The organism is Pseudomonas siliginis (assembly GCF_019145195.1).
Classification (GTDB): Bacteria; Pseudomonadota; Gammaproteobacteria; order Pseudomonadales; family Pseudomonadaceae; genus Aquipseudomonas; species Aquipseudomonas siliginis.
In genome coordinates this window covers 335,543-351,381 of record NZ_JAHSTW010000002.1, presented here as the reverse complement: position 1 = coordinate 351,381, position 15,839 = coordinate 335,543, and the positions used below count along the sequence as shown (strand labels likewise).

Sequence of the window (15,839 nt, the reverse complement as noted above, 5' to 3'; positions counted from 1 at the left end):
CCACCGCGCCGGGTCTGCTGTTGTGCAGGGCAAGACGCGAGAAGCGTGGTTTGGTTGTTCCAAATAAGCTTCGAGCAACGCAGCCCTGCACAACAGCAGGCCCGGCCCTCCGGGTTGTGCCTAAAAGCGAGCCAGCCTGCGTTGCAGGCCTTGAAAAGGGAATACCATTCCCAGCGGCCTGCGCCTTGCCTGGCTCGCTTTTAGGCGACAACGCGGTGGGGAAACCAATTGAGAACGCCCCCGTAGTAGTGAGTCCTACATCATGCGGCTACAATGCGCGGCATTCGGTGCGGTTCGTCTGACAGACCCGTGCGCTGGAATCGGCTGCAAGCCTTATTCATCAAGGCTTTCAGCCGTATAGCGGCGGTCCGCACCCTCGCCACGCCCGGAAGGAGAAACCCATGGGACAGCGTACGCCTCTGTATGACCTGCACCTCGCGCTTGGCGCGAAGATGGTCGATTTTGGCGGTTGGGACATGCCACTGCATTACGGCTCGCAGGTCGAGGAGCACCACGAAGTGCGCCGCGATTGCGGGGTGTTCGATGTTTCCCATATGACCGTGATCGATGTCACCGGCGCCCAGGCCAAAGCCTGGCTCCAGCATCTGCTGGCCAACGACGTCGAACGTCTGCACAGCCCCGGCCGGGCGTTGTACAGCACCATGCTCAATGAGCGCGGCGGCATCGTCGACGACATGATCGTCTATCGCCTCGACGACGCGTACCGGCTGGTGTTCAACGCCTCGACCCGCGATCAGGATCTGGCCTGGATGAACGCCCAGCTCGGCGCCTACGACGTGCAACTGCACGAGCGCGCCGAGCTGGCGATGCTCGCCATCCAGGGCCCGCAGGCCCGGCACAAGATTGCCGAACTGGTCACCCAGTCCCGCGCCACGCTGATCCAGCAACTCAAACCTTTCGAAGGCGCCATCGACTGCGACTGGTTCATCGCGCGTACCGGTTACACCGGCGAGGATGGCCTGGAAATCTGCCTGCCGGCCAATCAGGCGCCGGGTTTCTTCAACGATCTGGTCGGTGCGGGTATTTCGCCGATCGGTCTCGGTGCTCGCGACACCTTGCGTGTCGAGGCCGGAATGAACCTGTACGGTCAGGACATTCATCAGGACGTTTCGCCGCTGGCCTCGAACATGGCCTGGAGCATCGCCTGGGAGCCGGCCTCGCGGCAGTTCATCGGCCGTGCGGCGCTGGAGGCGGAAAAAGCCACCGGCGTGGCGCACAAACTGGTCGGTCTGGTGCTGGAAGAGCGCGGGGTTTTGCGCGCTCACCAAGTGGTTCGCATCGCCGATGTTGGCGAAGGGGAGATCACCAGTGGTAGTTTCTCTCCTACGCTGAGCAAATCGATTGCCCTGGCGCGTGTACCGATGGCAACCGCCGACCGCGCCGAAGTGGAAATCCGTGGCAAGTGGTATCCGGTGCGAGTGGTCAAACCGACCTTCGTGCGCCATGGCAAAACCTTGATCTAACCTTTTCTGGCGGGCATGACCGCTGACCAATTTCCGAGGAACCGAAGATGAGCGATATCCCTGCCGAACTGCGTTTTGCCGAAAGTCATGAATGGGCGCGTCTGGAAACCGACGGCACCGTCACCGTGGGCATCAGCGATCACGCGCAGGAAGCGCTTGGCGACGTGGTGTTCGTCGAGCTGACCGAAGTCGGCAAGGTGTTCGCCGCCGGTGATCAATCCGGCGTGGTCGAGTCGGTGAAAGCCGCCTCCGACATCTACGCCCCGGTGAGCGGTGAGGTCATCGCGATCAACGAAGATCTGGGTGGCTCGCCTGAACTGCTGAACTCCGACCCGTACGGCGCGTGGATCTTCAAGCTCAAGCCAAGTGACAAGGCCGAGCTGGACAAGCTGCTGGATGCTGGCGCGTACAAGGCTGCAATCGGCGAGTAAATAGCCGGCCAAGCCCGAAGCCCCGATTCGTCGGGGTTTTTTTATGGGCGACGAATATCCCTTTGTGGGAGCGAGCCTGCTCGCGAAAGCGCCATATCAGTCGATGCCAATGTGTCTGAAACACTGCTTTCGCGAGCAGGCTCGCTCCCACAGGGGCGGCGTGATCTTGAAAATTCGCCTGCTATGCTGGTTTGACCGTGTCGATTGACGCCAAGCGCCAGCCAGGAGAGCCCGTCATGTCCCAGTCGCCGTCCCTGAGCCAGTTACGCGATCCCGAAGCCTTTCTGCGCCGCCACCTTGGCCCGGATGCCGCCGAGCAGCAGGCGATGCTCGATAGCCTCGGCCTGGGCAGTCGCGCCGAGCTGATCGAGCAGACCGTGCCGCCGGGCATTCGCTTCAATCGCGCACTGGATCTGCCGCCCGCTCTCGACGAACAGGCTGCACTGGCGAAGCTGCGCGGTTATGCCGAGCAGAATCAGCTGTTCACCAGCCTGATCGGCATGGGCTATCACGGCACCGTCACGCCGACCGTCATCTTGCGCAACGTGCTGGAAAATCCCGGTTGGTACACCGCGTACACCCCATATCAACCAGAGATCGCCCAGGGTCGGCTCGAAGCGCTGCTCAATTTTCAGCAACTGACCATCGACCTCACCGGCCTGGAACTGGCCAACGCCTCGCTGCTCGATGAGGCTACCGCAGCGGCCGAAGCCATGGCTTTGGCCAAGCGCGTGGCGAAGTCGAAGAGCAATCTGTTTTTTGTGGATGAAAATTGCCATCCGCAAACCCTCTCCGTGGTACAGACCCGCGCCGAAGGTTTCGGCTTCGAGCTGATCGTCGACGCGGTGGATAACCTGGCGCAGCACGAGGTGTTCGGCGCGCTGCTGCAATACCCCGACACCCACGGCGAAATCCGCGATCTCAAACCCTTGATCAACCACCTGCACGCACAACAGGCCCTGGCCTGCGTCGCCACCGATTTGCTCAGCCTGCTGGTGCTGACGCCGCCGGGTGAGTTGGGTGCCGACGTGGTGTTCGGTTCGTCCCAACGTTTTGGCGTGCCGATGGGTTATGGCGGCCCGCACGCGGCGTTCTTCGCCAGCCGCGAGGAATACAAACGAGCGATTCCGGGGCGGATCATCGGTGTATCGAAAGATGCTCGCGGCAACGTCGCGCTGCGCATGGCCCTGCAGACCCGCGAGCAACACATCCGCCGCGAGAAAGCCAATTCGAACATCTGCACCGCGCAGGTACTGCTGGCCAATATCGCCAGTTGCTACGCGGTGTATCACGGCCCGGAAGGCTTGAAGCGTATCGCCCAGCGCGTGCATCGCCTGACCTGCCTCCTTGCGGCGGGACTCGAGCGCAACGGCATCAAACGGCTCAACAGGCAGTTCTTCGACACGCTGACCCTGGAGGTCGGCGGTGCGCAAACGGCGATCATCGAAAGTGCTCAGGCAGCGCAGATCAACCTGCGCATTCTCGGTCGCGGCCGCGTCGGTCTGAGTCTGGATGAGACCTGTGACGAACACACCGTGGCAAAACTGTTCGACGTGCTGCTCGGGGCTGATCACGGCCTGAGTGTTGATGCGCTTGATGCGGAGGACATCGCCTCGGGAATTCCCGACGAACTCCAGCGCAGTACGCCGTACCTGCAACATCCGGTGTTCAACGCCCATCACAGCGAAACCGAGATGCTGCGTTATCTCAAACAGCTGGAAAACAAGGATCTGGCGCTCAACCAATCGATGATCCCGCTGGGCTCGTGCACGATGAAGCTCAACGCCACCAGCGAGATGATCCCGATCACCTGGCCGCAGTTCGCCCATCCGCATCCGTTTGTGCCGAGGGAGCAGGCTGTCGGTTACACGCTGATGATCGAAGAGCTTGAGCGTTGGCTCTGCGCGATTACCGGTTTCGATGCGATCTGCATGCAGCCCAACTCCGGCGCCCAGGGCGAATACGCCGGGCTCCTGGCGATCCGTAAATATCACGAGAGCCGAGGGGAGGGCGCTCGGGACATCTGTCTGATTCCATCGTCGGCCCACGGCACCAACCCGGCCTCGGCGCAGATGGCCGGAATGCGCGTAGTAATTGTCGAATGCGATGAGGCGGGCAACGTCGATCTGGAAGACTTGAAGCTGAAAGCCGCAGAGGCCGGGAACAAGTTGTCGTGCCTGATGGCGACCTACCCGTCGACCCATGGGGTCTACGAGGAGGGCATCAGCGAAATTTGCGCAGTGATCCACCAGCACGGCGGCCAGGTGTACATGGATGGCGCCAATCTCAATGCCCAGGTCGGCTTGGCCAGACCGGCGGACATTGGCGCCGACGTGTCGCACATGAACCTGCACAAGACCTTCTGCATTCCCCATGGCGGCGGCGGGCCGGGCATGGGGCCGATCGGCGTTCGTGCGCATCTGGCGCCGTTCGTCGCCAACCATCCGGTGGTGCCGATTGACGGGCCGCTGGCGCAGAACGGCGCAGTCAGCGCAGCACCGTGGGGCAGTGCGAGCATTTTGCCGATCAGTTGGATGTACATCGCCATGATGGGCCCGCAACTGGCGGACGCCAGCGAGGTGGCGATTCTGGCGGCGAATTATCTGGCGCAGCATTTGTCCGGCGCGTTCCCGGTGCTCTACACCGGGCGCAACGGCCGGGTGGCGCATGAATGCATTCTTGATCTGCGCCCACTGAAGGCGCAGACCGGCATCAGCGAGGAAGACGTTGCCAAGCGGCTGATGGATTACGGCTTCCACGCGCCGACCATGTCCTTCCCGGTACCGGGTACGTTGATGGTCGAGCCGACCGAGAGCGAATCCAAGGCAGAACTCGACCGCTTCATCGCGGCGATGCTGAGCATTCGCGCAGAGATCAATGAAGTGCAGAAGGGCAACTGGCCGGGCGAAGACAACCCGCTCAAACGCGCGCCGCATACCTTGGCCGATGTCACTGGGATCTGGGAACGGCCCTACAGCATCGAACAGGCCATCACCCCGGATGCGCACACACGCTTGCACAAATATTGGCCGGCGGTGAATCGGGTGGATAACGTTTACGGCGATCGCAATCTGTATTGCGCCTGTGTGCCGGTGGATGATTACCGCTGATCTCTAAATCCACCACCGTCCCTGTGGGAGCGAGCCTGCTCGCGAAAGCAATCGTCCAGCCGGCATTTGCGGTGACTGGCTCACCGCTTTCGCGAGCAGGCTCGCTCCCACAAGGCATGGTGGTGAGGCGGTAATCCGGGCAAAAAAATGCCGCTCGATCGAGCGGCATTTTTGAGGGTGCGAGGCTTACTCGGAAGCCACGGCATTCTTCGCCAGAATCGCGTTCGCCAGTTCCATGTCCGAAGCCTGCAGGCCCGGGTTGTCGGCGCGGACTTTCTGCATCGCTGCTTCCAGGTACGGGCCACGGATGCCGCCGTCGCTGGCGACGAAGCTGCCGGCGTCGTCCTGGGCGGCGACGATCAACTTGTGATCCTTGAACGTCAGGTAGGTCGAACCGGTGGTGGCGCCGGAGGAGATGACGTTACGCCAAAAGCTGTCCGCCATGGCCGAACCAACGGGAAGCGACAGCAGGGCCAAGGTGGCGACAGCGAGTTTGAGACGCATGATGAGGTGACTCCTGGGATTGACTACGGCGTTGGATAGCCGATCCCTCGATCCAGTTCCGTGCTGAATTATTTCAACTCACTTTGCGGCGTCACCCGCAGCACTTCTTCCACCGTGGTCAGCCCCGCCGCAACTTTTTGCGCGCCGGACAGGCGCAGGCTGCGCATGCCTTCCTTGAATGCCTGACGCCTGATCGCGGTGAGGTCGGTGTCCGGGGTGATCAGCGCTTTGAGGCTGTCGCTCAGTTGCATGATTTCGTACACGCCGGCGCGGCCGCGATAGCCGGTGTCGCGGCATTCCAGGCAACCGATCGCCCGTTGCGCATTGCTCGGCAGCGGCGCCTGCCAGGGCCGGGTCAGGGTTTGCCAGTCTTCATCCTCGAGCGTCAGCGGCGCCTTGCAGTGCGGGCACAAAGTGCGCACCAGACGCTGGGCCATGACGCCGAGTACGGTCGCTTTGATCAGGTAATGCGGCACGCCGAGTTCGAGCAAACGGCTGATGGCGCTCGGCGCATCGTTGGTGTGCAGGGTGGACAAGACCAAGTGCCCGGTGAGCGCGGCCTGAATCGCCATTTCCGCAGTTTCCAGATCGCGGATCTCGCCGATCATGATGATATCCGGGTCCTGCCGCATCAGCGCGCGCACCCCGGCGGCGAAGGTCAGTTCGATGTTGTGCTGCACCTGCATTTGGTTGAAGGCCGGCTCGACCATTTCGATCGGGTCCTCGATGGTGCAGAGGTTGACCTCCGGCGTCGCCAGTTTTTTCAGCGTGGTATACAGGGTGGTGGTCTTGCCCGAACCGGTCGGCCCGGTCACCAGAATGATGCCGTTGGGCTGGCGGGTCATGTCCTGCCAGCGCCGCAGGTCGTCGGCGCTGAAACCCAACTGGTCGAAATTTTTCAGCAGCACTTCCGGGTCGAAAATCCGCATGACCATTTTTTCACCGAACGCCGTCGGCAAGGTCGACAGACGCAACTCCACTTCGCCGCCGTCCGGGGTCTTGGTCTTGACCCGGCCATCCTGGGGTTTGCGCTTTTCCGCGACGTTCATGCGGCCGAGGCTTTTCAGGCGGCTGACAATCGCCATGGTCACCTGCGGCGGGAATTGATAGACGTTGTGCAGCACGCCGTCGATGCGAAAGCGCACGGTGCCGTGCTCGCGGCGCGGTTCGATATGGATATCGCTGGCGCGCTGCTGGAAAGCGTACTGGAACAGCCAGTCGACGATGTTGACGATGTGCGCGTCGTTGGCGTCCGGCTCCTGGTCGCTGGCGCCGAGGTTGAGCAGTTGTTCGAAATTGCCGAGGTTGCCGCCCTGGGCGTCGGCATTGCTGGCGCCGCTGACCGATTTGGCCAGCCGGAAAAACTCGACGCTGAAGCGCTGGATGTCGACCGGGTTGGCCACGACCCGTTTGATCGGCAGCTTCAATACGTGGGTCAGGTCAGCTTCCCAACCGCTGACGTAGGGCTGAGCGCTGGCCACGGTGACCGAGTCGCGGTCCACGGCGACGGCGAGAATCTTGTGCCGTTGCGCGAAGGCATAGGACATCAGCGGCGTGATCGCCGCGACATTGATTTTCAGCGGATCAATGCGCAAATACGGCTGACCGGCCTGTTGCGCCAGCCACAGGGTCAGGCTTTCCAGATCCAGATGTTTGCCCGGACGGCTGAGGTCGTCGAGTTGCTGGCTGGCGACGAACTCCAGCGGATGCATCTGCCCGTGAGCAGCATGGCGACGGCGGGCATTGAGCGCCTGTTCCGCCGCGTCCTGGCAGATGAAGCCTTGGGCGACCAGTTCCCGTAACACATCATTGAGGTCCAGCCAGCGGTCCTGAGTGACAAATTGAACGGACATGCGGCTTTCCTTTTTAAGCGTCATGCGCAAAAGGATAGTCGTGGCCCCGCTGACCGTTGGGCCACTACCCGACGAAGCCGTTGCCGGATTTGTCAGCCGGCAGCCTGTGCGGGCGCCTGCCACGCCGTGTCGGCGTTGTGCAGGTCCACTGTGCAGACGCTGATCAGGTTGCGCAGTTTCTCCGCGATCACCTGCGCGCGATGCCAGCTCAGGCCGCTCATGAGGAGGTCGATCGACAGCAGATCGTCCTGGCGCTGGACATTGACCTGCTCCGGCGTCAGAAACTGCAAAGCGAACAGATTCAGCACTCGCACCAGCAGATCCGGCTCGGCCTCGGCGACGATCCGGTACTGCGCCAAGCAGTGGGCGTTGTTGACGTTCCAGACATCGGCGCGAGCAGGCGCGCTTTTCAAGGCTTCAAGGTGCGGCATGGCGAATCTCCAGATCAGTGGAGAAATTTTTACATTCGGTGCGGGGTATTTCTTGGCTATGATCGGCGCCTGAACGGATTTATCGAAAGAGTTGATTCGTGAAAGTTGATCTTTGAGGATTTTTTATGCACAGCGAGCTGGACGCCTACGACCGCAAGATCCTCGCCTTGCTGCAGGAAGACGCTTCGCTGTCGAGCGCGCAGATCGCCGAGCAGGTCGGCCTGTCGCAATCGCCGTGCTGGCGGCGGATTCAGCGGATGAAGGAGGAGGGCATCATTCGCGGCCAGGTGACCTTGCTGGATCGCAAGAAGATCGGCCTGAACACGCAGATCTTCGCCGAAATCAAACTCAACGCCCACGGCCGCTCGAACTTCACCGAGTTCACCGAGGCGATTCGCGGCTTTCCGGAAGTGCTGGAGTGTTATGTGCTGATGGGCGCGGTGGATTTCATGCTGCGCATAGTCGCGGCGGACATCGAGGCGTACGAGCGATTCTTCTTCGAGAAGCTGTCGCTGGTGCCGGGGATACAGGAAGTGAATTCGATCGTGGCGCTGTCGGAGATCAAGTCCACCACCAGCCTGCCGGTCTAGTGCGGATGGCCTTTGTGGCGAGGGGATTTATCCCCGCTGGGCTGCGCAGCAGTCCCCGCTTTTTTAAGAACGGGGCCGCTTTGCGACCCAGCGGGGATGAATCCCCTCGCCACAGGGTCATCACATGCGCAGGAGGATTTTCCAGGCGCGATTCTGGTACACCGCAATCGCCTGATGCTTGCGCGCATCGAGCAGTTCGTCGGTGATGGTCGGCTCGTTGGCCAGTTGCGCCAGTTTGTTCAGCTCACCGTACAGACGATCCATTTCCGGGATGTCCAGCACGTTGCGCGCATGGTGCAACCAGACCTGAATGCGTTCGATACGCGGCAGTTGCTCGGCGAGGTCTTCCGGTTGCTGCTGATAGCGTTGCAGCTGCAGAGCAGTAGCTTCTTCGCCGAGCAGACGCGGCAACCAGCTGTGCAGTTGCGCGTCACCCTGACGGTTGCCACGGGTGTTGCGGTCGGCGGTCCAGGTGCGGGCCAGCAGCCAGCGCGAGGCGTTCAGCGAGAACTGGCCCCAGCGCGGGTCTTCCAGTTCTTCGAGGAACTGCTCCGGCGCGGCCTTGCGCACGTCTTCGTCTTCGATGCCGACCTGCACCAACGGGCGCCAGTCTTCCAGCAAGGCATCGAGGGCCACGCGCAGATCGTGGGTCGACTGACGCGGCGCAGCCTGGCCGAGGCTGCTGAGCAGGGCGCGCATTTCCGCGAGGTTCTCGACCCAGTCCTGCAACAGACGCCAGTGGCCGTTGAAGCGATATTGTTCGGCCAGACGCTGGCTGCTGCCGAGCAGATGCCAGCTCAGCGCGGCGAAGGCGTCGTCGAGACGGGTTTCGCTGGTCAGCTGCGGCGCTGGCAGGCTCAGCGAGTAGCTGTTGGCGTCGTGCAGGCGATAACCACGCTCGGCCTTGCTGATATCGCATGGCATCAGCGCCAGGGTTTCGGCCAGTTCGGCAGCCAGTTCCAGCAACGCGGCAGGCTCGCCTTCGCGCAGCTCCAGTTCCAGTTCGCAGATTTCTTCTTTCTGTTTGCCGACCACTACGTGGCCGAGATCCAGCGCGGCCTCGATAACCACTTTGGTCTTGCCACGGCCCCAGGCGATCTCGGCGCGCTCGCGGACGAAATCGGTGGTGAAGATCGGCTTGAGGGTTTTCTTGTCCAGCTCGGCCAGCGCCTCGGGCCAGCATTCGCCGTCGAGTTTCTTCACATCGAGCTTGGCTTTCGCCAGTTTCCAGTCGTACTCGTTACGCTCGGACAGACCGGCGACGCTCTGGCCACGGGTCTTGAGAGTTTGAATCACTTCGTCACCGTCCTTGCGCAGGCGCAGGGCGACTTTGGCCTGGGCGAGGTCGCGCTCGGGGGTGTCGAAATACTGGTTCATCAACTCACGGCGTTCCCAGCCACTTTTGTTGCGTTTCTTCAGCAGCGGGTGCTCGCGCAGGGCAGCGAGGGTTTCGCGGCTGACGCGGAGTTTGATTTCAGTTTCTTTTTGCATGGCCGGAACATCCAGAATCGGGAGCGCAGCCGGGGGAATGGGTGGCTGCCAAGGCCGTGCAGTGTACAGGAGTCAAACTTCCTACGCCCTGCGGCGGTTTATTCCGCGCGCCGGATGGTTCTATAGTGGGCCTCAATCCGGGACCTGGAGTCAGTGATGCCATTGCCGTCCATGCAAGACCAGTTCGCCGCGCTGATTGCCGCGCCATCGGTCAGCTGTACCCAACCGAACCTGGACCAGTCCAACCGCGCCGTTATCGATCTGCTCGCTGGCTGGCTCGGTGATTTGGGTTTCAGCTGCGATATCCAGCAGGTCAGCCCCGGCAAATTCAATCTGCTCGCCAGTTTCGGCAGCGGCCCCGGCGGCTTGGTGCTGGCCGGGCACAGCGACACCGTGCCTTATGACGATGCGTTGTGGCAGACCGATCCGCTGAAGCTCACTGAAGTCGACGGTCGCTGGGTCGGACTGGGCAGCTGCGACATGAAGGGCTTTTTTGCGCTGATTATCGAAGCCGTGCGGCCGCTGCTCGATCAGCCGTTCAAGCAACCGCTGCTGATCCTCGCCACCTGCGACGAAGAAAGCTCGATGTCCGGCGCCCGCGCGCTGGCCGAGGCCGGGCAACCGCTGGGCCGCGCGGCGGTGATCGGCGAGCCGACCGGGCTCAAGCCGATTCGCATGCACAAAGGCATCATGATGGAGCGCATCGACATCCTCGGACAGAGTGGCCACTCGTCTGATCCGCGTCTGGGCCACAGCGCGCTTGAAGCGATGCACGATGCCATCGGCGAACTGCGTGGTTTGCGCCTGTTGTGGCAGCGCGAATTCAGCAATCCACAATTCAGCGTGCCGCAACCGACGATGAACTTCGGTTGCATTCATGGCGGCGACAACCCCAATCGCATCTGCGGCCAGTGTTCGCTGGAGTTCGACCTGCGGCCGCTGCCGGGCATGGACCCGAACCTGCTGCGCGCGGAAATCCTGCGCAAGCTCAACCCGGTGGCCGAGCGGCATAAGGTGAAAATCGATTACAAACCGCTGTTCCCGGAAGTGCCGCCGTTCGAGCAGTCCGAAGATGCCGAACTGGTGCGCATCGCTGAAAAGCTCACCGGCCATCGCGCCGAAGCAGTAGCGTTCGGCACCGAAGCGCCTTATCTTCAGCGCCTCGGCTGCGAAACCATAGTCCTCGGCCCCGGCGACATTGCCTGCGCGCATCAACCCGGCGAGTACCTTGAAATGTCACGTTTGCAGCCTACCGTGCATCTGATTCGGCAGTTGATTGAACATTACTGCCTGACGACAGACGAACGATGACGGCCCTGTGTGGGAGCGTGCCTGCTCGCGAAAGCGTTCCGTCAGTCGCCATTGATGAACCTGATCCACCGTTTTCGCGAGCAGGCTCGCTGCCACAGGGTTAAATGTCTTGCATCAACCCGGTAAATTGCCTGTACCCCAACCCGTATTCATGAGGAGAGCGCGCGTGTCGCCAAGCCTGTTCCGACGATAACCATCAGCCCGCTGTGCGTTTTTCGTTTCGCCCCTTTTTTCGGCTGCTCTTTATTACAGGCCCAGGTTCATGCCCGAATACGTCAATTGGCTTCGCCACGCGTCCCCATACATCAATGCCCACCGCGATTGCACCTTCGTCGTCATGCTGCCCGGCGACGGCGTCGAGCATCCGAATTTCGGCAACATCGTCCACGACCTGGTCTTGCTGCACAGTCTGGGCGTGCGTCTGGTGCTGGTGCACGGCTCGCGCCCGCAGATCGAAACCCGCCTCGCCGCCCGTGGCCTGACCCCGCATTACCATCACGGCATGCGCATCACCGATGCCGCGACCCTGGAGTGTGTGATCGACGCGGTCGGCCAGTTGCGCATCGCCATCGAAGCACGGCTGTCGATGGACATGGCCTCATCGCCGATGCAGGGCTCGCGTCTGCGCGTGGCCAGCGGCAACCTCGTCACCGCGCGGCCGATCGGTGTGCTGGAAGGTGTCGACTATCACCACACCGGTGAAGTGCGTCGGGTCGACCGCAAGGGGATCAATCGCCTGCTCGATGAACGCTCGATCGTATTGCTGTCGCCGCTGGGCTACTCGCCGACCGGCGAAATCTTCAACCTTGCCTGCGAAGACGTCGCCACTCGCGCCGCCATCGATCTGGGCGCGGACAAGCTGCTGTTGTTCGGCGCCGAGCTCGGCCTGATCGACGAGAACGGCAAACTGGTGCGCGAACTGCGCCCGCAACAAGTGCCGGCCCATTTGCAGCGCCTCGGCATGAGCAACTATCAAGCGGAGTTGCTCGATGCCGCCGCCGAAGCCTGCCGTGGCGGTGTGGCGCGCAGTCATATCGTCAGTTACGCCGAAGACGGCGCGCTGCTGACGGAGCTGTTCACCCGTGACGGTGGCGGTACGCTGGTGGCGCAGGAGCAGTTCGAACTGGTGCGCGAGGCGGCGATTGAAGACGTCGGCGGCCTGCTCGACCTGATCAGTCCGCTGGAAGAGCAGGGCATTCTGGTGCGCCGCTCGCGGGAAGTGCTGGAGCGCGAGATCGAGCAGTTCAGCGTGGTCGAGCGCGAAGGCATGATCATCGCCTGTGCGGCGTTGTATCAGATTGCCGATTCCGATGCCGGCGAACTGGCGTGTCTGGCGGTGAATCCCGAGTATCGCCACGGCGGACGCGGCGACGAGTTACTCGAACGCATCGAAACCCGCGCGCGGGCGCAGGGTTTGAAAACCCTGTTCGTACTCACCACGCGCACTGCGCACTGGTTCCGCGAGCGCGGGTTCGAGCCGAGCAGCGTGGAACGCCTGCCAGCGGCGCGGGCGTCGTTGTACAACTATCAGCGCAATTCGAAGATCTTCGAAAAGACCCTCTGAACAACAGCGAGGTCTCCTGTGGCGAGGGGATTCATCCCCGCTGGACTGCGCAGCAGTCCCCTTGCGTTTCCAAGTGAAAACATAGGTGGTCGCTACGCGACCCAGCGGTGATAAATCCCCTCACCACAGGGTTCTGCATTCAGTCAGTGATGAATTTGGCGCTGACGTACGGCGAATAATCAGGCAGCACCGTCTCGACCTTGCCTTGTTCCTTCAAGAATTTCGCCGTTTCGGCAATGGCCTTCGCGGTGCCGCCGTCCAGCAGCGCGGTGCTTTGCTGCGCCTTGGCATCCGGGAACGCCGAACCGGCCAGCAGTTCCGGCACATCTGCTGCGTTGGCACCGGTCAATTTGGCGATTTTCTGCACAGGCACCGAGTCGGCCGTCCAGCTGTCTTTGTGTGCGGCGTAATCAGCGAACGACTCCAGGGTGACCTTGGCAAACTTGGCCACGACCTCGGGATGCTTCTCGGCAAAGTCCTTGCGCGCCACCCACACCTCGAAGGTCGGCGCACCCCACTGGCCGACCTGGGCGGCGTCGGTCAGGGTCTTGCCGGTCTTGCGGATCTCGCCCAGCGCCGGCGACCAGACAAACGCCCCGTCGATGTCGCCTCGCTTCCAGGCGGCGGCAATCTCGGCCGGTTGCAGATTGACCACTTTGACTTGCGAGGTAGTCAGGCCCCAGTGCTTCAACGCCCCAAGCAGACTGTAGTGCGAGGTCGACACGAACGGTGTGGCGATGGTTTTACCGATCAGGTCCTGCGGTTTGTCGATGCCGCTGCCGTTGCGCACCACCAAGGCTTCGGCGGCATTGATCTGTGCCGAAACGATGAACGCCACGATCGGCAGATTGCGTGAAGCAGCTGCCGCCAGTGGGCTTGAGCCAAGGTTGCCGATCTGCACGTCGCCAGAAGCAATGGCAGTGACGACTTCCGGGCCGCTGTTGAAACGACGCCAGTCGATCTTCTCGCCGATGGTTTTTTCATAGACACCATCGGCCTGCGGCACTTTGCTCGGATCGATCCCGGTCTGGTAGCCGACCGTCAGATCGGCGGCATGTGCGGAAAAAGAAAACAGTGCCGACACACAAACTGTAACAAATTGACTTGATAGTGCGCGTTTCGCCATGATGCGTCGCCTTTTCGATGGGATTTGCCGTATTGGGAGCACGGCAAAGCTAATCGATCTAAAAAAAGGTCAACAAATACCATTTAGGAATGAGCTTAGGCGCCGATACGCTGTTTCCCGGCGCAAAGGGCCATTAATGGGCCATATACCCGAATGGTATGAAAAAGAATGAATAAATTCTTTTTGGGATTATCAGGAAGTCTTTACGCTGCAGGGACCCAATCACTGGCGATTAGACGATGGTCGTAGACACACAAGGTTACGATTGACTTGGCAGTCACGGTCTGGCGCTAATCGCGCATCTTAGGATTCAGGGCAAATCGACCCCGAACCAGGAACACAAGAATTAGAACGAGAGGAGCGATACATGAACAAGTCCACCTTGGCCCTGGCTGTGGCCGTTGGGGTTATGGCGCAGCAGGCAGGCGCCGCCGGTTTCATCGAAGACAGCAAGGCTACTCTGGGTCTGCGCAACTTCTACATCAACACCGACAACCGTAATGGCACTGCCGAACCAAGTCGCAACGAAGAGTGGGGCCAAGGCTTCGATCTGCGCTTCATTTCCGGTTACACCCAAGGCACTGTCGGCTTCGGTATCGATGCCATCGGCCTGCTGGGCGTACGTCTGGATTCGGGCGGCGGCACCAACGGTAACGTTGCCTCCGGCGGCGGCCCAGGTACTGCTTACGGCGGCACTGTTTTCCCAAGCGAATCCAACGGTCAGGCGGTTGATAACTTCTCCAGCCTGGGTCTGACGGCCAAGGCCAAGATCTCCCAGACCGAACTGAAGCTGGGTACTCTGCAGCCGAAGAACCCGGTCATCGTCACTAACGATGGTCGTCTGCTGCCGCAAACCTGGCAGGGTGGCCAGATCACTTCCGGCGAGATCAAGGACCTGACTCTGGTCGGTGGCCAGATCGAGCACGTGAAAGGTCGTAACTCCAGCAACAATGAACAGCTGTCGATCGGTGGTGCAAGCGCGCGCACCATTAACAGCAACAAGTTCATCTACGCCGGTGGTGACTACAAAATCACCAAAGACCTGACTGCCCAGTACTACTACGGCAACCTGGAAGATTTCTACAAGCAACACTTCCTGGGTCTGGTTCACAACTGGGCAATCGGCCCGGGCGTTTTGAAGTCTGACTTGCGTTACTTCAACAGTTCCGACGACGGCGCCAACGGCAACACACCTGCTTACTTCAGCAACGGTAGCTACTCTGGTTTCGCCAACGGTCGCGGCAAAGTCGACAACAACCTCTACAGTGGTTTGTTCCTCTACACCGTTGCCGGTCACACCTTTGGTGGCGGCTACCAGGTGAGCAACGGCAGCAGCGACTTCCCTTGGCTGAACCAGGGCGACGGTTCGTCGAACTACACCATCACCGACATGCAGATCCAGAAGTTCGCCCGTGCCGGCGAGCGCACCTGGCAAGCACGCTACTCCTATGACTTCGCCAAGGTTGGCTTGCCAGGCCTGACCGCCGGTATGGTTTACCTGCGTGGCGACAACGTCGATACGTACAACGCCGGTCGCGTCCAGACTTCGAATGGCGCTTCCGAGTGGGAACGCGATCTGACCGTAGCGTACGTTGTTCCAGAAGGCCCGTTGAAAAACGTCGGCTTCATGTGGAAAAACGCTTCGTGGCGCACCGATATCGCCGGTCAACGTGACCAGGACGAAAACCGCCTGATCCTCAGCTACTCGATCCCACTGCTGTAATAGCGCCCGAGCAACTGAAGCAAAAAAAGCCCCGTCCGGCATCGCGCCGGACGGGGCTTTTGCGTTTCGAGTCAGGCTCACCCCCGTAAGCCCTTCTCGATTTCCCTCTTTGCTGCAACTCAAGGCCTTCTCGAACCTTGCGTTGGATGTTCGTCGCGATGCGGGTCGGTGTCCAATGAACAGATGTTTAATATTCATTAATGATCTAGATATCTAGTTAT

12 protein-coding genes are annotated in these 15,839 nt (G+C 61.0%); 7 read left to right on the top strand and 5 right to left on the bottom strand.

Annotation, left to right across the window (positions count from 1 at the left end):
• Positions 1-401 precede the first annotated feature (401 nt).
• The 3 genes from gcvT to gcvP all read left to right on the top strand — a co-directional run bounded on the left by gcvT (position 402) and on the right by gcvP (position 5,025).
• Positions 402-1,484 carry a glycine cleavage system aminomethyltransferase GcvT gene (gcvT, locus tag KVG87_RS05425; protein WP_217849665.1) on the top strand — a complete coding sequence of 361 codons (1,083 nt, stop codon included), beginning with the start codon at positions 402-404 and terminating at the stop codon, positions 1,482-1,484.
• 47 nt (positions 1,485-1,531) lie between these two features.
• Positions 1,532-1,915 (top strand): glycine cleavage system protein GcvH, encoded by a 384-nt coding sequence (gcvH, locus tag KVG87_RS05420; protein WP_217849663.1) that lies wholly within the window; start codon positions 1,532-1,534, stop codon positions 1,913-1,915.
• Positions 1,916-2,151: 236 nt separating this feature from the next.
• Positions 2,152-5,025 (top strand): aminomethyl-transferring glycine dehydrogenase, encoded by a 2,874-nt coding sequence (gene gcvP / locus KVG87_RS05415; RefSeq protein ID WP_217849660.1) that lies wholly within the window; start codon positions 2,152-2,154, stop codon positions 5,023-5,025.
• A gap of 186 nt (positions 5,026-5,211) precedes the next feature.
• On the opposite strand, the gene KVG87_RS05410 is transcribed toward gcvP, so the two are convergent.
• The 3 genes from KVG87_RS05410 to KVG87_RS05400 all read right to left on the bottom strand — a co-directional run bounded on the left by KVG87_RS05410 (position 5,212) and on the right by KVG87_RS05400 (position 7,813).
• Positions 5,212-5,532, bottom strand: coding sequence for a DUF2388 domain-containing protein (locus tag KVG87_RS05410; protein ID WP_172667868.1), 321 nt, complete (start codon positions 5,530-5,532; stop codon positions 5,212-5,214).
• 65 nt (positions 5,533-5,597) lie between these two features.
• Positions 5,598-7,382 carry a type IV pilus assembly ATPase TfpB gene (tfpB, locus tag KVG87_RS05405; RefSeq protein ID WP_217849657.1) on the bottom strand — a complete coding sequence of 595 codons (1,785 nt, stop codon included), beginning with the start codon at positions 7,380-7,382 and terminating at the stop codon, positions 5,598-5,600.
• Between the two features lie 92 nt (positions 7,383-7,474).
• The gene (locus KVG87_RS05400) at positions 7,475-7,813 is read right to left on the bottom strand and encodes an ACT-like domain-containing protein (RefSeq protein ID WP_217849655.1); all 339 of its coding nucleotides are present in this window, start codon (positions 7,811-7,813) and stop codon (positions 7,475-7,477) included.
• 125 nt (positions 7,814-7,938) lie between these two features.
• Between KVG87_RS05400 and KVG87_RS05395 the strand changes: the two genes are divergently transcribed.
• Positions 7,939-8,403 (top strand): Lrp/AsnC family transcriptional regulator, encoded by a 465-nt coding sequence (locus KVG87_RS05395; RefSeq protein WP_024014730.1) that lies wholly within the window; start codon positions 7,939-7,941, stop codon positions 8,401-8,403.
• A gap of 120 nt (positions 8,404-8,523) precedes the next feature.
• On the opposite strand, the gene KVG87_RS05390 is transcribed toward KVG87_RS05395, so the two are convergent.
• Positions 8,524-9,894, bottom strand: a complete 1,371-nt coding sequence (locus KVG87_RS05390) for a CYTH domain-containing protein (protein ID WP_217849653.1) — start codon at positions 9,892-9,894, stop codon at positions 8,524-8,526.
• A gap of 156 nt (positions 9,895-10,050) precedes the next feature.
• On the opposite strand from KVG87_RS05390, the gene argE reads away from it, so the two are divergent.
• Positions 10,051-11,205 carry an acetylornithine deacetylase gene (argE, locus tag KVG87_RS05385; RefSeq protein ID WP_136493149.1) on the top strand — a complete coding sequence of 385 codons (1,155 nt, stop codon included), beginning with the start codon at positions 10,051-10,053 and terminating at the stop codon, positions 11,203-11,205.
• A gap of 262 nt (positions 11,206-11,467) precedes the next feature.
• Positions 11,468-12,769, top strand: coding sequence for an amino-acid N-acetyltransferase (gene argA, locus KVG87_RS05380; RefSeq protein WP_016772647.1), 1,302 nt, complete (start codon positions 11,468-11,470; stop codon positions 12,767-12,769).
• A 139-nt stretch (positions 12,770-12,908) separates the two neighbouring features.
• On the opposite strand, the gene tauA is transcribed toward argA, so the two are convergent.
• Positions 12,909-13,898 (bottom strand): taurine ABC transporter substrate-binding protein, encoded by a 990-nt coding sequence (gene tauA, locus KVG87_RS05375; protein WP_217849942.1) that lies wholly within the window; start codon positions 13,896-13,898, stop codon positions 12,909-12,911.
• Positions 13,899-14,262: 364 nt separating this feature from the next.
• On the opposite strand from tauA, the gene KVG87_RS05370 reads away from it, so the two are divergent.
• A complete protein-coding gene (locus KVG87_RS05370) occupies positions 14,263-15,618 on the top strand; it encodes an OprD family porin (protein ID WP_130928457.1) in 1,356 nt (451 codons plus the stop codon).
• The last annotated feature ends 221 nt before the right edge of the window (positions 15,619-15,839 follow it).

Excerpts from the sequence above, each read along its gene's own strand:
- gcvT (WP_217849665.1), top strand. The coding sequence starts at position 402 with ATGGGACAGCGTACGCCTCTGTATGACCTGCACCTCGCGCTTGGCGCG.
- gcvH (WP_217849663.1), top strand. The coding sequence starts at position 1,532 with ATGAGCGATATCCCTGCCGAACTGCGTTTTGCCGAAAGTCATGAATGG.
- gcvP (WP_217849660.1), top strand. The coding sequence starts at position 2,152 with ATGTCCCAGTCGCCGTCCCTGAGCCAGTTACGCGATCCCGAAGCCTTT.
- tfpB (WP_217849657.1), bottom strand. The coding sequence starts at position 7,382 with ATGTCCGTTCAATTTGTCACTCAGGACCGCTGGCTGGACCTCAATGAT.
- KVG87_RS05400 (WP_217849655.1), bottom strand. The coding sequence starts at position 7,813 with ATGCCGCACCTTGAAGCCTTGAAAAGCGCGCCTGCTCGCGCCGATGTC.
- KVG87_RS05395 (WP_024014730.1), top strand. The coding sequence starts at position 7,939 with ATGCACAGCGAGCTGGACGCCTACGACCGCAAGATCCTCGCCTTGCTG.
- KVG87_RS05390 (WP_217849653.1), bottom strand. The coding sequence starts at position 9,894 with ATGCAAAAAGAAACTGAAATCAAACTCCGCGTCAGCCGCGAAACCCTC.
- argE (WP_136493149.1), top strand. The coding sequence starts at position 10,051 with ATGCCATTGCCGTCCATGCAAGACCAGTTCGCCGCGCTGATTGCCGCG.
- argA (WP_016772647.1), top strand. The coding sequence starts at position 11,468 with ATGCCCGAATACGTCAATTGGCTTCGCCACGCGTCCCCATACATCAAT.
- KVG87_RS05370 (WP_130928457.1), top strand. The coding sequence starts at position 14,263 with ATGAACAAGTCCACCTTGGCCCTGGCTGTGGCCGTTGGGGTTATGGCG.